The 16,124-nt window shown below is 71.6% G+C and carries 13 protein-coding genes and 2 pseudogenes; 10 read left to right on the top strand and 5 right to left on the bottom strand.

The annotated features are described in order from the left end of the window. Positions 1 to 252: pseudogene (locus tag CEK66_RS01190) on the bottom strand (methionyl-tRNA formyltransferase); the annotation flags it as partial. Between CEK66_RS01190 and CEK66_RS01185 the strand changes: the two are divergent. The 7 genes and pseudogenes from CEK66_RS01185 to CEK66_RS01155 all read left to right on the top strand — a co-directional run. Then, positions 244 to 624 (top strand): annotated as a pseudogene (locus tag CEK66_RS01185) (methionyl-tRNA formyltransferase); the annotation flags it as partial. The pseudogenes CEK66_RS01190 and CEK66_RS01185 overlap by 9 nt on opposite strands. Positions 625 to 795: 171 nt before the next feature. Then, positions 796 to 2,115: a 16S rRNA (cytosine(967)-C(5))-methyltransferase RsmB gene (rsmB, locus tag CEK66_RS01180; RefSeq protein WP_152235671.1), complete on the top strand. Its 1,320-nt coding sequence runs from the start codon at positions 796 to 798 to the stop codon at positions 2,113 to 2,115. 25 nt (positions 2,116 to 2,140) lie between these two features. Then, positions 2,141 to 3,856, top strand: coding sequence for a glycosyltransferase family 39 protein (locus CEK66_RS01175; RefSeq protein WP_043094555.1), 1,716 nt, complete (start codon positions 2,141 to 2,143; stop codon positions 3,854 to 3,856). A 76-nt stretch (positions 3,857 to 3,932) separates the two neighbouring features. Next, positions 3,933 to 4,967: a glycosyltransferase gene (locus CEK66_RS01170; protein WP_152235670.1), complete on the top strand. Its 1,035-nt coding sequence runs from the start codon at positions 3,933 to 3,935 to the stop codon at positions 4,965 to 4,967. Between the two features lie 54 nt (positions 4,968 to 5,021). Further along, complete coding sequence (locus CEK66_RS01165) at positions 5,022 to 6,296, top strand: O-antigen ligase (RefSeq protein ID WP_152235669.1); 1,275 nt, start codon at positions 5,022 to 5,024, stop codon at positions 6,294 to 6,296. 82 nt (positions 6,297 to 6,378) lie between these two features. After that, the gene (locus CEK66_RS01160; protein WP_152235668.1) at positions 6,379 to 7,209 is read left to right on the top strand and encodes a glycosyltransferase family 2 protein; all 831 of its coding nucleotides are present in this window, start codon (positions 6,379 to 6,381) and stop codon (positions 7,207 to 7,209) included. Then, the gene (locus CEK66_RS01155) at positions 7,209 to 8,246 is read left to right on the top strand and encodes a CDP-glycerol glycerophosphotransferase family protein (protein WP_152235667.1); all 1,038 of its coding nucleotides are present in this window, start codon (positions 7,209 to 7,211) and stop codon (positions 8,244 to 8,246) included. The genes CEK66_RS01160 and CEK66_RS01155 overlap by 1 nt, the downstream gene beginning before the upstream one ends. 22 nt (positions 8,247 to 8,268) lie before the next feature. On the opposite strand, the gene CEK66_RS01150 is transcribed toward CEK66_RS01155, so the two are convergent. The 3 genes from CEK66_RS01150 to ribA form a co-directional block, all read right to left on the bottom strand. Continuing rightward, a complete protein-coding gene (locus CEK66_RS01150) occupies positions 8,269 to 9,807 on the bottom strand; it encodes a PH domain-containing protein (protein ID WP_152235666.1) in 1,539 nt (512 codons plus the stop codon). Continuing rightward, positions 9,804 to 10,343 (bottom strand): PH domain-containing protein, encoded by a 540-nt coding sequence (locus CEK66_RS01145; RefSeq protein WP_226978451.1) that lies wholly within the window; start codon positions 10,341 to 10,343, stop codon positions 9,804 to 9,806. Before CEK66_RS01145 ends, CEK66_RS01150 begins: the two co-directional genes overlap by 4 nt. A gap of 150 nt (positions 10,344 to 10,493) precedes the next feature. Further along, on the bottom strand, positions 10,494 to 11,618 hold the full coding sequence (gene ribA / locus CEK66_RS01140; RefSeq protein ID WP_152235664.1) for a GTP cyclohydrolase II RibA: 1,125 nt from the start codon (positions 11,616 to 11,618) through the stop codon (positions 10,494 to 10,496). Positions 11,619 to 11,900: 282 nt separating this feature from the next. Here ribA and CEK66_RS01135 point away from each other — a divergent pair, with 282 nt between their 5' ends. Next, complete coding sequence (locus tag CEK66_RS01135) at positions 11,901 to 12,422, top strand: GNAT family N-acetyltransferase (protein WP_017911888.1); 522 nt, start codon at positions 11,901 to 11,903, stop codon at positions 12,420 to 12,422. 36 nt (positions 12,423 to 12,458) lie between these two features. On the opposite strand, the gene CEK66_RS01130 is transcribed toward CEK66_RS01135, so the two are convergent. Beyond that, positions 12,459 to 13,373, bottom strand: a complete 915-nt coding sequence (locus CEK66_RS01130) for a lauroyl acyltransferase (RefSeq protein ID WP_043094562.1) — start codon at positions 13,371 to 13,373, stop codon at positions 12,459 to 12,461. A 167-nt stretch (positions 13,374 to 13,540) separates the two neighbouring features. Between CEK66_RS01130 and dtd the strand changes: the two genes are divergently transcribed. Together dtd and rpoD are read left to right on the top strand one after the other, a co-directional pair. Continuing rightward, positions 13,541 to 13,981: a D-aminoacyl-tRNA deacylase gene (gene dtd, locus CEK66_RS01125; RefSeq protein ID WP_152235663.1), complete on the top strand. Its 441-nt coding sequence runs from the start codon at positions 13,541 to 13,543 to the stop codon at positions 13,979 to 13,981. 114 nt (positions 13,982 to 14,095) lie between these two features. Beyond that, entirely contained in the window at positions 14,096 to 15,958 is a 1,863-nt protein-coding gene (rpoD, locus tag CEK66_RS01120; protein ID WP_010340704.1) for an RNA polymerase sigma factor RpoD, read from the top strand. The last annotated feature ends 166 nt before the right edge of the window (positions 15,959 to 16,124 follow it).

Raw genomic sequence — 16,124 nt, 5'->3', positions numbered from 1 at the left:
CCGGACCAATACAGCGCCACCCCCCCCCCCCGCCGCCACCCGCCCCCCGGCCACACCCGCCCCGGCGACCGGCCGCGATGCGAAGGCGCGCACCTGCCGCGCCAGTTGCGCCGCCGGCTGCTGCCAGTCCAGCCGCGCCTGCGCCTTGTCCAGCTTGTGCGCGTAGGTGACGCCGGCCTCCGGCTGCGGCTGGGCCACCGGACGCAGCCCGGCGCGCAGCAGGCCCAGGCCGTCGGCCAGCACCTGCGCGCCGGGCTGCGTCCGGTGGCCCAGCCGCAGCCGGAGGCCGGCGTCACCTACGCGCACAAGCTGGACAAGGCGCAGGCGCGGCTGGACTGGCAGCAGCCGGCGGCGCAACTGGCGCGGCAGGTGCGCGCCTTCGATCCGTGGCCGGTCGCCGAGGCGGTGCTGGCCGGCGAGCGGGTGCGGGTGCACGGTGCGATCGCGCTGGATCTGGCCCACGGGCAGCAGCCGGGCACGGTGCTGACCGCGTCCAGGCAGGGCATCGACATCGCCTGCGGCCAGGGCGCGCTGCGCCTGCGCGTGCTGCAGCGCGACGGCGGCAAGGCGATCACCGCCGCCGACTACCTCAACGCACGGCGCGACCTGCCGGTCCTGGCCTGAGGCGTCGACCATGCCTGCGTACGCCGCGGTGGGCCTGGCAGGCGCGGCTGTGGCCGCCTCCGCGCTGCGGCGCGGGCGGGCGTCCACTACGTCTCGCACCCCCATCATCCGCACGCGCAACCACGACACGGCATGCGCGCTGATCCCTGACACATTCTGGAGCGCCCGCCGATGACCGCGACGCCCGCCGCTGCGTGGCCGCCGGGCGTGGCCCCGCGGGTGCTTGCCGCCCGCGTGCTGACCGCGGTGATCGACCGCGGCCGCTCGCTCAAGGCCGAACTGGCCGCCGCGTTGCCGACGCTGCCGGATCCGCGCGACCGCGCGCTGGTCGAGGCGATCTGCTTCGCCGTGCTGCGCCGCCGCCCGGCCTACGAAGCGGCGCTGCGCATGTGGCTGCAGAAGCAACTGCCACAGCGCGACGCCGAACTGCGCGGCCTGCTGCTGGCCGGCTTCGCCCAGCTCGATGCGCTGGGCCTGGCGCCGCACGCGGCGCTGTCGGCGACGGTGGAGGCGACGCGCGCGCTGGATCGGCCGCGCCAGGCCGGGCTGGTCAACGCGCTGCTGCGGCGCGCGCTGCGCGACGGGCTGCCGGCGGTGGCCGCCGACGCGGGCTGGCCGCTGTGGCTGCGCGACGCGCTGCGCGCCGACTGGCCGCAGCAGGCCGAGGCGATCTTCGCCGCCAGCCAGCAGCCGGCGCCGCTGTGGCTGCGGGTCAACCGCCAGCGCGGTACCCGCGACGCCTGTCTGCAGGAGCTGGCCGCGGCCGGCATCGCCGCGCAGGCCTCGCCGCTGCTGACCGATGCGATCCGCCTGGAGACGCCGCTGGCGGTGGGCGCCCTGCCGGGCTTCGCCGACGGGCGCGTGTCGGTGCAGGACGGCGCGGCGCAGCAGGTCGCCGACGTGCTGGCGCCGGCGCCGGGCGCGCGCGTGCTCGACGCCTGCGCGGCGCCCGGCGGCAAATCCGCGCACCTGCTCGAACGCGATCCCAGTCTGCGCCTGACCGCGCTAGACGTGGATGCGCGGCGCCTGGCGCGGGTCGGCGAGACCTTCGCGCGCACCGGCGCCGGTGCGCAGGCGCAGCTGCAGGTCGCCGACGCGGCGCAGCCGCAGGACTGGTGGGACGGCGTGCCGTTCGACGCGGTGCTGCTCGACGCGCCGTGTTCGGCCACCGGCATCGTGCGCCGCCAGCCGGACGTGCTGCTGCATCGCCGCCGCGAGGACGTGATCGCGCTGCAGGCGCTGCAGGTGCGCCTGCTCGACGCCGCCTGGCAGGTGCTGCGGCCGGGTGGGGTGCTGGTCTACGCGACCTGCTCGCTGCTGCAGGACGAGAACGCGCGGCAGGTGCAGGCGTTGCTGGCGCGGCAGCCCGGTGCTGCGCTGGAGGATCCGGGCGCGGGCTGCGGGCATGCTTCCGGCGGCGGCCGCCAGCGCTTCCCCGGCGAGCAGGACTGCGACGGTTTCTACTACGCAAGGTTCCGCAAGACGGCATGAACCGGCCCCGGTATCATCGCGTCCCATGCTGAAGACCCGCGCCTCCCGAGAGTTCTGGTTGTTGGCCATCCTGGCCGTGCTGGTGCTCGGCGCCGGCCTGGGCCTGCGCGATCCGCACCCGGCCGACGAGCCGCGTTTCGCACTGGTCGCCAAGCAGATGGTGGAGAGCGGCAACTGGCTGTTCCCGCACCGCGGCAACGAGCTGTACTCGGACAAGCCGCCGATGCTGATGTGGCTGCAGGCGAGTTTCTACACGCTGTTCGGCAACTGGCGGGTGGCCTTCCTGCTGCCGTCGCTGCTGGCCGGGCTGGGCACGCTGGCCTGCGTCTACGACCTCGGCCGGCGCCTGTGGACGCGCCGCGTCGGCATGTACGCGGCCTACGCGCTGCTGTTCGCTTTCCACTTCACCTACCAGGCGAAGAAGGCGCAGATCGACCCGTTGGTGGTGTTCTTCATCACCCTGGCCAACTACGCGCTGCTGCGCCACCTGTTGCGCGGGCCGGACTGGCGGCTGTGGGCGCTGGGCTGGTTCGCCGCCGGGCTGGGCACCATCACCAAGGGCGTGGGCGTGCTGGCGCTGCTGATGCTGCTGCCGGCCGCGGCGGCGTCGCTGGCGCACTGGCGCGGGGTGCGGGTCGGCCTGCGCGATCCGCGCTTCTGGCTTGGGCCGCTGGCGTTCCTGGCGGCGGTGTCGATCTGGCTGGTGCCGATGGTCGCCACCGCGCTGTCGAGCAACGCGCCCGAGTACCGCGCCTACCTCAACGACATCCTGTTCCGACAGACCGCCGGGCGCTACGCCAAATCCTGGGACCACGCGCACGGGCCGCTGTACTTCTTCGGGGTGATGCCGAGCATGTGGCTGCCGGTGCTGCTGGCGCTGCCGTGGGCGATCCCCGCCTGGGCGCGTCGCCTGCGTCGGCGCGACGCGCGCTATCTGCTGCCGCTGGCCTGGTGGGCGCTGGTGGTGCTGTTCTTCTCGATCCCGACCGGCAAGCGCGATGTCTACGTGCTGCCGGCGCTGCCGATGCTGTGCCTGGCGATGGGGCCGCTCATTCCAGGGCTGTTGCGCAAGCCCGGGGTCAAGCGCCTGCTGCTGGCGTTCACCGCGCTGCTGACGCTGGCGCTCGGTGGCGTGGGCGCGGCGATCCTGCTGGGGCACGGCTTCCGCGCGAAGATGATGGAAGACCGCGGCATCGACCTGGCCACCGTGCAAGTGCTGGCCTGGATCCTGCTGGCGATCGGCCTGTGGGGCGTGGCCAGCCTGGCCGCGTTCGCGCGGCGCCGCCCGGAACTGGCGACGGTCTCGACCCTGACCATGGTCTGGGTGATGGCCGGCTTGCTGGTGTACCCGCTGATCAACATGTCCAGCTCGGCGCGTGGGGTGATGGAGTCGGTGGGGCGCCGCATCGGCCCGGAGGCCGAACTCGGCCTGGTCGCCTGGAAGGAGCAGAACCTGCTGATGGCCGACCGCCCGGCCACGACCTTCGGCTTCGTGGTGCCCTGGGACGAGCAACTGCGCCGCGGCATCGCCTGGCAGGCGCAGGCGCCGCAGCGGCGCTGGCTGCTGGTGCAGGAGGCGGCGATGCTGGGCTGTGTGGACCGCAACGCCAGCATCCTGGCCGGCGTGTCCAACCGGCGCGACTGGTGGCTGGTCCCGGCCAGTGCGATACACGGCCACTGCGTGGTCACCCAGGACGACCGCGACCGCCTGCGCGAGCAGGACAAGGACCGCTTCGAATGAGCCTCAGCCGCGCGTTGCGGCGGCGTGGCGCGGGTGCCGCTGGCGCCCGGCGCGCTGCGCGGGCAGGGAGACGCGCGTGCCGCCACGCCTGATCCGGGTCATCAGCCGCGACAACGGCGGCGGCCTCAGCCGCGACCTGCAGGTGGTCGCCGACCTGCTGCGCGAGACCGGCCGCTACCGCGTGGAGGTGCTGGGCTTCGGCACCGTGCGCATGGCCAACCGCCTGCGTGAACTGCGCCTGTTCCTGCGCAGCCTGCTGTTCGGGCGCGCCGACCTGCAGATCTTCCTGGAGCGGGTGTATCCGCGTTGCCTGGGCGGCGGCTTGCGCAATGCCTTGATCCCCAACCCGGAGTGGTTCCGGCACAAGTGGCTGCGCTGCCTGCCGCGCTTCGCCCAGGTGCTGTGCAAGACCCGCCAGGCCGAGCAGCGGTTCTCCACGATGGCGCCGACCGCCTTCATCGGCTTTTGCAGCGACGACTGCTACCGTCCTGAGGTCCCGCGCGAACGCGCCTGCCTGCATGTGGCCGGGCGCAGTTCGGCCAAGGGCACGGCGCTGCTGCTGCAGACCTGGGCGCGGCACCCCGAGTGGCCGCGGCTGACGGTGGTGCAGAGCGCGAAGAAGTCCCACCCGATCGAGGCCGAGAACATCGACTACCTGACCGGCTACCTCGACCAGCAGGAGCTGCGGCGGCTGCAGAACGCGCACCGCTTCCACCTGTGCCCCTCCGAGGTGGAGGGCTTCGGCCACTACATCATGGAAGCGCTGAGCGTCGGCGCGGTGGTGATCACCACCAACGGGGCGCCGATGAACGAGCTGGTGAGCGCCGACCGCGGCGTGCTGATCGACCCGGTCGGCGAGGGGCCGGACAATTTCGGCGTGCGCTACCGGATCGAGGCCGCCGGCCTCGAGCAGGCGATGAGGCAGGCGCTGGCGCTGTCGCCGATGCAGTGCGACGCCCTGGGCACGGCCGCGCGCGGCTTCTTCGAGACGCGCCGGCGCGAGTTCGGCGAGCGCCTGCGCGCGGCGGTGGCCGATCTGCTCGGGGAAACGCCGCTGCCCGCCGTGCCGGCCAGCCATGGCGCCGATCGCGAGCAGGTCAGGCCGGGTTAGGGGAGCGCCCCGGATCATCGCCGACCACCCCCTCCCCACGGCCTTCCCTCCTTGATGTCCCAGCCCATCGCGCCACGCCATGCCGTTTCAGCGTTCTCCCGCCAGTCCCTGGCCGAGCGCGGCGCGGCGCTCGCGCTGCTGTGCCTGCCGGCGCTGGTGATCAGCATCCCCAGCGGCCTGCTGCCGTTCGGCCTGCTGCTGCTGGCGACCAGCCTGCTGGCCCTGCCGCGGCTGCGCCAGGCGGTGGCGCCGATGCAGCCGTCGCTGCGCTGGCTGTGGATCCTGGCACTGCTGGTGATCGGGCTGTCGCTGTGCTCGGTGCTGTACTTCGGCCAGCCGCTGAAGGACATCGACAACCGCACCCGCTTCCTGGTGCTGCCGTGGGCGGCGCTGTGGACCTACGCCCTGCGGCCGCCGCAGCGCCTGCTGTGGTGGGGCGCGCTGCTCGGCATCCTCGCCGCCCTGGTGCTGGCCAGCGTGCAGGTACTGCAGGGCCAGCCGCGTGCCGAGGGCTGGACCAACGCCATCGTGCTGGCCGACGTGGTGCTGATGCTGATGGTGCTGGCGGTGTTCTGCCGGCCGCGCGGGCAATGGCCGTGGGCCGTCGCCGCGGTGGTCGCCGGCGGCATCGTCATCCTGCTCAGCGGCAGCCGCGGCGTGTGGCTGGGCGTGCTGTTGCTGCTGGTGGTCAGCGCGCTGTGTCTGCGCTGGCGCGACAGCGCGACGCGGCTGATGATCCTGGGCGCGTGCACCGCGCTGGCGGCGGTGCTGGTGCTGAGCGTGCCGGCGCTGACCAAGCAGACCCGCCTGGCCGAACTGCATCACGATGTGCAGCGCTACGAGCGCGGCGACAGCGATTCCTCGGCCGGCGCGCGCATCGAGCGCCTGCAGGTGGCGGCGGCGACCTTCGTCGAACACCCGGTGGTCGGGGTCGGCGTGGGCCGCTTCGACAATGCCATGCTGCGCCTGCCGGACTGCCGCAAGGGCTTCGTCGAGCGCTGCCACCTGGGCCATGCGCACAACGACCTGGCCGAGTGGAGCGCGACCCAGGGCCTGCCCGGCACCGTGCTGATCCTGATGGTGTACGGCGTGCCGCTGTGGCTGCTGCTGCGCCTGTACCGGCGCCGGCCACAGCCGCATTTCCACGGCGCGGCGGCAGCCGGGATCATGGTGGTGGCGGCCTACATCCTGTGCGGCATGACCCAGTCGATGTTCGCGCACCAGGTGAGCACCGGCTTCTACGTGGCGCTGGTGGGCGTGCTGATCGGGCTGGCCGCGCGCGAGGCGGTGTCGGCACAGGGCGCTGAAGGCGCCGCGCGAAGCCGGTAGACTGCCGATCCCGCATCGCCGGGCGGCGCGGCGCCTGGCGCCGACCGCCGGCACCGCGCCTGACTTCCGGATACCGCGCGCCATGGCCAACGCTGCCGCCACCCTGCCGCTGAGCCTGGTGGTGATGACCTACAACGAGGCCGCCAACATCGCGCGCTGCCTGGACAGCGTGCCGTTCGCCGCCGACAAGCTGGTGGTGGACTGCGGCAGTACCGACGACACCGTGGCGATCGCCCGCGCGCACGGCGCGCGCGTGGTCGAGCAGGCCTGGCTGGGCTTCGGCCCACAACGCAACTTCGCCTCCACCCAGGCCGCGCACGACTGGATCCTGGTGCTGGACGCGGACGAGTTCCTGTCCGACGCGTTGCGCGCCGAGTGCCTGGCGCGGTTGCCGCAACTGCTCGCCGAGGACCGCGTGGACGCGGTGTGGCTGCGCCGCAGCACCTGGTACATGGGCGCGCCGATGCGCTGGTACAAACCGATGGTCGGCGAGCGCCTGGCGCGGCTGTACCACCGCGGCCGCGCGCGCTGGAGCGATGCGCGGGTGCACGAATCGCTGCGCTTCGACGGCGCCAGCGCCGCGTTCGCGCCGCCGTTCAACCATCTGCACAACCCGACGCTGGTACACAAGCAGCTCAAGGTGCTGCGCTACGCCGAACTCAAGGCGCTCGGCTGGCGCGACAAGCGCAAGCCGGTGAGAATGTGGCAGAGCCCGTTCGTGTTCGCCGGCGCCTTCCTCAAGGACTACCTGCTGCGGCTGGCCTTCCTCGACGGCTGGCGCGGCTTCGTGGTGGCGCAGACCGCGGCCAGCTACGCGCTGTACAAGCGCATGCGCTACTACGAGATGCAGATCAACCCGGCTTCGGTGGAGCAGGCGCGGGCGCAACTGCAACGGCACGATCTGGAGCACTGATGAGCAAGCACTATCTGCTGTACGGGTCCGAGCGTTATGCGCTGGCGATCCTGCGTCCGCTGCAGGCGGCGATCCGCGCGCGCGGCGACGAGGCGGCATGGTTCTTCGACGGCCCCGGCGCCGAGGATCTGAGCGCCGACGAGCGCCATCTGGCGACGGTGGAAGAGGTGCTGGCGTGGAATCCGTACGCGGTGATCACCTCCAGCAACGCGGTGCCGCATTTCTTCCCCGGGGTGAAGGTTGAGACCTTCCACGGCTTCGACGCCGGCAAGCCGCGGCACATCTACGTGCGCGGCTTCTTCGATCTGTATTGCACCACCGGCCCGCGCGACACCGCCGCGTTCGGCGCGCTGGCGCGCAAGCTCGGCCACTTCACGGTCAAGGAGACCGGCTTCCCCAAGATCGACCCGTTCATGCGCGAGATCGGCGCGGAACTGGCGCCGGTGCGGCAGCCGCCGGTGATCCTGTACCACTCCACGTTCTCGCCGTCGTGGAGCGCGGCCGGCATCCTCTACGACGAGGTCGCGCGGCTCTCGCGTAGCGGCGAGTGGCGCTGGATCGTCACCTTCCATCCGAAGATGGACCCGGCGATGGTCGCCCGCTACCGCGCGCTGGAGAGCGAGTACCTGCGTTTCGCCGACAACGACAACATCCTGGAACTGTTCCCGCAGGTGGACATGATGTGCTCGGACACCTCGTCCGCGCTCAACGAGTTCCTGCTCACCTACAAGCCGGTGGTGACCTTCAAGAACCGGCGTCCGGGGCCGCAGTTGATCGACATCGACGATCCGGCGCAGTTCGAGCCGGCGATCCGCCGCGCGCTGCAGCGGCCGCCGGAGCTGATGGCGGCGATCCGCGAATTCGCCGATGGCCTGCATCCCTATCGCGACGGCCAGTCCAGCGAGCGCGTGCTGCAAGCGATCGACGACTTCGTCGCCGAGGGTGCGCGCAACCCGCGGCGCAAGCCGCTGAACCTGTGGCGCAAGCTGAAGATCCGCCGCCGCATCGGCTACTGGGGACGCGGCGCGCGTCGCTGACGCGCAGCGCCGCCGCGCGCGCTCACCAGCGCAGCCGTCGCTGCGCCAGCGCTGCGCCCAGTTGCTCGTACAGCGCCCGCGCCTGCGCGTCCGGCAGTAGCCGCACGCGCAGCGGCGGTTCGCCGTGGCGGGCGCCGGCGGTGTCCAGCCACAGCGTCGCGGTGCCGCAGCAGCGGTCGAGCGGCGAACGGCTCAGGTGCAGCGTCTGCAGCTTGTCCAGTTCGGCCAGCCGCCACCAGCGCCGCCACCAGCCGCCGCGCACCGCCACGTAGCGCGCATCCAGCGCGTAGCCCATGCGCTGCGCCTGGCGCCAGGACTTGAACGCCGACCACGGCAGCCACAACAGCAGCAGCGCGGCCCAGGCACCGAGGGTGGGCCACAGCCCCGCGCACAGCAGCGGCACCAGCAGCAGCGCCGGCAGCGACAGGCGCCACCAGTGGCGCGTGGCGATCCCGTGCCAATGCGCTGGCGGCCAGGCGACCTGCGGCAGCAGCCGCTGCAGCAGCGCATCGCAGGCGGCCGGCGTGGCCAGCGGCGCCAGTTCCGTCAGCGCGTGGTCGTGGCCGTGGCCGTGGTGCGACTGGATCACCGCCGTGTCGATGTGCAGGCTGCGCCGCCGCAGCAGCCGCTGCAGCACGCTCTCGTGCAGGGTCCAGGCCTGGATCCGGCGCCGCGCCACGCTGCTGCGCAGCCGCGTCAGCAGGCCGCGCTCCACGGTCAGCCGGCGCTCGCTCTCGCTCAGCCGGAAGCCGTGGTACTGCACCAGCGCCAGCCCCATCGACAAGGCGCGCATCAGCAGCAACAGCGTCGCCAGCATCATGGCGAAGGTCACCGCGCCCGCCATCCAGCCCAGTTGCAGGTGCGTGGCGTAGCCGAACAGTTGCCGCCCGTAGTGCTCGATCGCGTTGGAGATCATGCGCTCGGGGAACAGATGGTAGGTGGCGCCGAACGCGGTGAGCAGCACCACCATGCCGCGGTTGGAGATCAGGCCCTGGCGCAGCACCTCGGTGGTGGGCAGGGCCAGCAGAAGTTCGCTGTCCGGCGCGGCAGCGGGTGCAGCGTCGGCATCGGTCGCGGCGATCGTGTCGGCGGCAGGCGCGCGGTGGCGGATCTGCTGTTCCAGCGCCAGCGCTTGGTCCAGCCGCAGCACCCGCATCTGCGCCTCGGGCTTGGTGCCGCCGGCCGACTCCAGCCGCACCTCGGCCACGCCGAACAGCCGGTGCAGCAGCGACTGGTGCACCACCACGTTGTGGATGCGCGCGAACGGGATCTCGCGCAGGCTGCGTTCCAGCCAGCCGCTGCGGATGCTCAGGCTGTCGTGGCCGATGCGGTACTGGTAGGTGAGATAGCGCAGCAGCGACACCGCCACCAGCCCGCTGCACACCGCCAGCATCACCAGGTGATCGGCGTGATCGCGGTGGCCGTCGCGGCTGCCGAACACCAGCAGCGCCAGCAACGGCAGCAGGAAATGCCTGAGGTGCTGCAGCAGCACGAACAGCCACGACCACGGATGCAGGCGCCGCACCGGCGTGGTGTGTTCGGCGTCGGCCAGGCCGCTCACAGCGCGTCGTCGTCGTGGTCGAGCTGGTGCGCCAGGCGCTCGCGCAGGCGTTCGGCGTCGGCCTGATCCAGACCGGGCACGGCGACCGCGGTATGGCGGGTGCCGGCGGTGTGCACGACCAGGGTGGCCAGGCGCAGGGCGCGTTCCAGCGGGCCGCGGCGCAGGTCCAGGTGCTGCACGCGCGAGATCGGGACGTGCGTCTCGCTCTGCCATAGGCGCCCGCGGAACACGTCCAGGCCCTGGGCATTCAGCCGCCAGCGGATGCGCCGGTGGCGGACGAAGCCGACCCAGGCGCCGCACAGGCTGCCCACCGCCGCCGCCACCGCGCCCAGGGCCAGCGCATGCAGGTTGTGCAGGCTGAGGCCGACGATGCCGGCGGCGACCACCAGGCTCAGCCCGAGCATGCAGCCGCCGCCGAGCGCGGCCAGCCAGGCGCCGCGCAACGGCACCGGTTGCCAGTCGGCCGGCGGCCAGTCCGCGGGCGCCGAGGTGGCGGCGAAAGCGCTGGGCGCGGGCGCGGCGGGGGAGTCGTCCATGGGCGGCGGTGCGATCACGTCGGGGTCTCGGGGCGCGGGCGCGCGGCGTGGCCTGCGATCCTAACGCGGCGACGGCGGGCGTGCGCTGCCCGCCGCGCGGTTTCCGTTCCGATCCGGGCAGGCGGTGTGGGGGCCGACCTGCCCGGTGGTTCAGCGCGCCGCGCGCAGCAGCGCGTCCACGTCCAGCGCGTGGCCGGCGCGGGCGGCCTTGGTGCGCAGGTAGCCTTCGTTCTCGGCGGTGATGGTGCCGGTGACCGGAATGCGCTCGGTCACCTCGATGCCGGCCGCGCGCAGGCGTTCGGCCTTGTTCGGGTTGTTGGTGAGCAGGCGCACGCGGCCGATGCCGAGCCCGCGCAGCATCGCCACGGCGCTGCCGTAGCGGCGCTCGTCGGCGCCGAAGCCCAGTTGCGCGTCGGCGTCGATGGTGTCCAGGCCGTCGTGCTGGTAGCCGTAGGCGCGCATCTTGGTGGCGATGCCGGTGCCACGGCCTTCCTGGTCCAGGTACAGCAGCACGCCGCCGCCCAGCGCCTTGAGCTTGGCCAGGCCGTGCCGCAACTGGTCGCCGCAGTCGCACTTGAGCGAGCCGAACAGGTCGCCGGTGAGGCAGGAGGAATGCACGCGCACCGGGACCGGCGCGCTCAGGTCGGGCTGGCCGATCACGATCGCGACCTGGTCGCGCTGCGCCACGCCACCGCGGAACACCACGAATTCGCCAGGGCCCAGGTCGCGCAGCGGCACCTGGGTGCGGGTGACCAGGGTGTAGCTGTCGGAGGCGGCGAGGGCGCAGCCGTGTTCCAGATCGTCCAGGCGCAGCGACTGGCAGCCCTGGAAGGCGCTGCTGTCCGCGCCCAGGTCGGCCGCGACCATCGCCGGCAGCAGCAGGCCCAGGCGCGCGATCTCGGCGGCGCCGGCATCCAGCGCGTCGCCGGGCTGCCAGTGCGCGGGCACCGGGCCGTCGCGCAGGTAGGCCAGCGCCGCCAGCGCGTCGTAGGAGTGCCCGGCCAGGGCGATGCGCGCGCCCTGCGGCGCATCCAGGCCCAGCACCTGCGCACGCGGCGGCGTCACGAACAGGTAGTGCCGCTGCCCGGTGGCCTCGGCGAAACCGAGGTAGGACGGTTCGGTGCTGCTGTCCAGTGCCATCACCGCGCGGGTGCGGCCGTTGCCGTCTTCGAGCAGGACCGGGCGCCCGGCGCGCAGCTCCGATGCCGCGCGTTCGCTGCGGATCGCGGCAGGATCGCCGAAGGCGTGCGCGGAAGGGGCGGTGGGGCTGGTCATGCACGACTCCAGATGGGGGATCGGCGGCGCCGCTTCAAGGCTGCCGCATCCGGTCGCGGTGGCCCCGGCACGGTGCCGGTCGGCGCCGATGGCGCTCGGGCGCCATTGTCGCGCGCTTTGCCGGACGCGCCAGCCTGCAGGCGATGGAACGCACTGTGCCCGCTCGCGCGCGCCGCCGATGCAACCAAATCGGCGGCTGCGGCAACGCGCGGTATGGGTGAGGTGTGCACGTGCCGCCGGTTGCTTGCTACTGTGCCGCACCGCGTCCGCTCCGGCCCCCGCATGCAGCTCGTCGATTGCACCGAACCGCGCCACGCCATGGCGATCCTGGAGATCTTCAACGACGCCATCGTCCATTCCACCGCGCTGTACGACTACCGGCCGCGCCCGCCGGAGAGCATGGCGGCGTGGTTTGCGACCAAGCGCGCCGGCAACTTCCCGGTGCTGGGCCTGGAGGACGCCGACGGCACCCTGCTCGGCTTCGCCAGCTATGGCACCTTCCGCGCCTGGCCGGCGTTCAAGTACAGCGTCGAGCATTCGGTCTACGTGCACCGCGACCATCGCGGCCGTGGCGCGGGCCGACGCCTGCTGCAGGCGCTGATCGACACCGCGCAGGCGCGCGGCGTGCACGTGCTGGTCGGCGGCATCGACGCCAGCAATGCCGGCAGCATCGCCCTGCACGAGCAACTGGGCTTCGTGCACGCCGGCACCGTGCGCGAGGCCGGCTTCAAGTTCGGGCGCTGGCTGGACCTGGCGTTCTACCAGCGCATCCTGGCCGGCCCGGCGCAGCCGCACGACGATTAGCGCGGGCTTTGTCAGAGGCGAGCGCCTCAGTCGCTCTTAGTGCGGATGGCGCTCGGTGGCGTAGGGATTGGGCTCGGCCGGGTCCGGGCGCAGGGTGTAGCGCTTGTAGGTCCACTGGTACTGCGCCGGGTCGCGCCGCGCCACCCGTTCCACGCCCGCGTTGAGCGCGGTGGCCGCGCGCAGCGGGTCGGCATCGGCGATGTCCGGCGGCGCCGGTTGCACGTGCAGGGCGAACTCCAGGTCGTTGCCGACGCGCTCGCACCAGGCGAACAGCACGGTCGCGCCGGTGCGCTCGGCCAGGCGGTTGACCAGGGTCATGGTCAGCGCAGGCACGCCGAAGAACGGTGCGAACACGCCGTCGCCGGCCTTGGGCTGCTGGTCGGGCAGGATGCCGACCGCGCCGCCGTCCTTGAGCGTCTTGAACAACTGCCGCACCGCCGGACCCTCGGCGCGCACCTGGCGCACCCGCTCGCCGCTGCGCACCAACTGCAAGAAGGCGTCGCCCACGGCCGACTCCGGTGCGCGGTAGACGATGGCGATGTCGCCGCGCGAGGCCAGCCACTGGTTGAGCAGCTCCCAGTTGCCGAAATGCGGCGCGGCCACGATCACCCCGCGGCCGGCGGCCAGCGCCGCGTCGTACAGGTCCTGGCCGTGGCGCAGGCGCAGCCGCGCCAGGTTCTGCTCCGGCGGCCGGGTCCACAGCGCCAGGGTCTCGAACGCCTGCCGCGCGGTCGAGCGCAGCACGTCGCGCTGCAGCGCCACGCGCTCGCTGGGCAGCAGCTCCGGATAGGCCAGCTCCAGGTTGCGCCGGACCACCCGGCTCTCGCGCGCATCCAGGCGCAGCCACAGCCCGGCCAGGCCGTCGGCCAGGCGGCGCAGCCACGGCCACGGCAGGCGCGCCAGGGCGGCGGCGCAGCGGTACAGCAGGGAAGCGAGCGTGGCGGGTTTCATCGGCCCAGTTTATCCGCTCGGCGCATCTGGCCTGCCCGACGGGTGTCGCGGATCGCGCCGGCTGCGTGCCTTGTCGCTTTCTCAATCTCGCCCATTCGGCGATGATGTCGCACGATCGCAACCGTTCGTCGCGGCGCAACCAATCCCCAATCCCCAATTTCCGCCCTATGCTCTCGTTGATCCAACGCGTCACCCAGGCCTCGGTCAGCGCCGATGGCGAGGTCGTGGGCCAGATCGGGCCCGGCCTGCTGGCACTGGTGGCGGTGGAGCCGGGCGACGACGAGGCCAAGTTGCAACGCATGGCCGAGCGCCTGCTCGGCTACCGGGTGTTCTCCGACGACAGCGGGCGCATGAACCGCTCGTTGCGCGACACCGGCGGCGGCCTGCTGCTGGTCAGTCAGTTCACCCTGGCCGCCGACACGCGCTCGGGGATGCGGCCCAGTTTCACCACCGCGGCGCCGCCGGCCGAGGCTGAACGCGGCTTCAACCGACTGGTGGAGGTGTGCCGCGCGCAGCACCCGCCAGGGGTGGAAACCGGCCGCTTCGGTGCCCATATGGTCGTCAGCCTGGTCAACGACGGCCCGGTCACTTTCCTGCTCCGGCCGTAGACGCCGGCGCGTTCCTGGCGGAGCCGTTCAGGCTCCTCGTCCGGCAAGCGGCGGTCCGGGCTGTTATAATGCTAGGTTCACTCATTCACCTACCTGCCGGTGGCGCGAGCACTCATGGCCAACGAACGTCCTGCCCAGCAATCCGACATCAAGCAACTGATCAGCAAGGGCCTGGAACAGGGCTATCTGACCTACGCGGAAGTCAACGACCATCTTCCCGACGATCTGGTCGACCCCGAACAGATCGAAGACATCATCGGCATGATCAACGGCATGGGCATCGATGTCCATGAAGTTGCGCCCGATGCCGAAACCCTGTTGCTCAACGACGGCAACACCGGCAACCGCGAAGTCGACGACACCGCGGCCGAAGAAGCCGCCGCGGCGCTGACCGCGCTCGACACCGAGGGTGGTCGCACCACCGACCCGGTGCGCATGTACATGCGCGAGATGGGCACAGTAGAACTGCTGACCCGTGAAGGCGAGATCGCCATCGCCAAGCGCATCGAGGAAGGTCTCGGCCAGGTGCAGGCCGCGCTGGGGGCGTTCCCGCTGGCGGTGGAGACCCTGCTCGAGGACTACGAACAGCACAAGGAAGGCAAGAAGCGCCTGGCCGAGATCGTGGTCGGCTTCAACGACCTGATCGAGGAAGAGCCGGCGCCGCCGGTCGCGGTGTCCGACGACGACAGCGCCACCGATGCCGATGCCGACGAGGATGACGACGAAGACGTCGACACCGCCGAAGAGGACGCCGGCCCGACCGGTCCGGATCCGGCCGAGGTCGCGCGGCGCATGGAAGTGCTGGCCACCGAGTACGCCAAGTTCAAGAAGGCCCACGCCAAGAACGGCGCCGAGCACAAGCTGGTCACCAAGCTGCGCAACGACATCGCCGAGGTGTTCGTCACCCTGAAGCTGCCGCTGCCGCTGACCGACGTGCTGGTGCGCAAACTGCGCGACACCATGGCCCAGGTCAAGGACCACGAGCGCCGCGTGCTGCACCTGGCCACCCACGTGGCGCGCATGCCGCGCAAGGACTTCATCCGTTCCTGGGAAGGCAACCAGACCAACGTGGCCTGGGTCGACGACGCGCTCAAGCGCAAGCAGAAGTGGTCGTCGGCGCTGCGCGACGTCAAGGACCAGATCATCGCCGAGCAGGAAGCCACCGTGGCGGTGGAGCAGGCCACCTACCTGAGCCTGGCCGAGCTGAAGGAAATCAGCCGCGCGATGGCCTATGGCGAAGCCAAGGCGCGCAAGGCCAAGAAGGAAATGGTCGAGGCCAACCTGCGCCTGGTGATCTCCATCGCCAAGAAGTACACCAACCGCGGCCTGCAGTTCCTCGATCTGATCCAGGAAGGCAACATCGGCCTGATGAAGGCGGTGGACAAGTTCGAGTACCGCCGCGGCTACAAGTTCTCGACCTACGCCACCTGGTGGATCCGCCAGGCGATCACCCGCTCGATCGCCGACCAGGCGCGCACCATCCGCATCCCGGTGCACATGATCGAGACGATCAACAAGTTGAACCGCATTTCCCGGCAGATGCTCCAGCAGTACGGCCGCGAGGCCACCCCGGAGGAGCTGGCCAAGGAAATGGACATGCCCGAGGACAAGATCCGCAAGGTGATGAAGATCGCCAAGGAGCCGATCTCGATGGAAACCCCGATCGGCGACGACGAGGATTCGCATCTGGGCGACTTCATCGAGGACACCAACGTGGAGTCCCCGATCGAGAACACCACCAACATCAACCTGTCCGAGACCGTGCGCGACGTGCTCGCCGGGCTGACCCCGCGCGAAGCCAAGGTGCTGCGCATGCGCTTCGGCATCGACATGAACACCGACCACACCCTCGAGGAAGTCGGCAAGCAGTTCGACGTGACCCGCGAGCGCATCCGCCAGATAGAGGCCAAGGCGCTGCGCAAGCTGCGTCACCCGAGCCGTTCGGAACAGCTGCGCAGCTTCCTCGATATCGATTGATCGAGCGGTTCGCGGCAACGAAAAAGCCCCGCCAGGTGCGGGGCTTTTTTGTGGGCGAGGAGTCGGTGGCGTTGCGCAGGGTTGCAGTCCATGCCGCTGCCATGCGCTGTCATGTCAGCAGCCAGCCGAGCCTTGTGGGAGCGACTTCAGTCGCGACGGGCATTCC

Origin of the sequence: Xanthomonas sp. LMG 12460, assembly GCF_009192895.1 — a bacterium.
Lineage (GTDB): Bacteria > Pseudomonadota > Gammaproteobacteria > Xanthomonadales > Xanthomonadaceae > Xanthomonas_A > Xanthomonas_A sontii.
This window is presented reverse-complemented; position numbering and strand designations above follow the sequence as displayed.

What these genes read in the sequence shown, in the direction of transcription:
- rsmB (WP_152235671.1), top strand. Translation starts at nt 796, where the DNA reads ATGACCGCGACGCCCGCCGCTGCGTGGCCGCCGGGCGTGGCCCCGCGG.
- CEK66_RS01175 (WP_043094555.1), top strand. Translation starts at nt 2,141, where the DNA reads ATGCTGAAGACCCGCGCCTCCCGAGAGTTCTGGTTGTTGGCCATCCTG.
- CEK66_RS01165 (WP_152235669.1), top strand. Translation starts at nt 5,022, where the DNA reads ATGTCCCAGCCCATCGCGCCACGCCATGCCGTTTCAGCGTTCTCCCGC.
- CEK66_RS01160 (WP_152235668.1), top strand. Translation starts at nt 6,379, where the DNA reads ATGGCCAACGCTGCCGCCACCCTGCCGCTGAGCCTGGTGGTGATGACC.
- CEK66_RS01155 (WP_152235667.1), top strand. Translation starts at nt 7,209, where the DNA reads ATGAGCAAGCACTATCTGCTGTACGGGTCCGAGCGTTATGCGCTGGCG.
- CEK66_RS01145 (WP_226978451.1), bottom strand. Translation starts at nt 10,343, where the DNA reads ATGGACGACTCCCCCGCCGCGCCCGCGCCCAGCGCTTTCGCCGCCACC.
- ribA (WP_152235664.1), bottom strand. Translation starts at nt 11,618, where the DNA reads ATGACCAGCCCCACCGCCCCTTCCGCGCACGCCTTCGGCGATCCTGCC.
- CEK66_RS01135 (WP_017911888.1), top strand. Translation starts at nt 11,901, where the DNA reads ATGCAGCTCGTCGATTGCACCGAACCGCGCCACGCCATGGCGATCCTG.
- CEK66_RS01130 (WP_043094562.1), bottom strand. Translation starts at nt 13,373, where the DNA reads ATGAAACCCGCCACGCTCGCTTCCCTGCTGTACCGCTGCGCCGCCGCC.
- dtd (WP_152235663.1), top strand. Translation starts at nt 13,541, where the DNA reads ATGCTCTCGTTGATCCAACGCGTCACCCAGGCCTCGGTCAGCGCCGAT.
- rpoD (WP_010340704.1), top strand. Translation starts at nt 14,096, where the DNA reads ATGGCCAACGAACGTCCTGCCCAGCAATCCGACATCAAGCAACTGATC.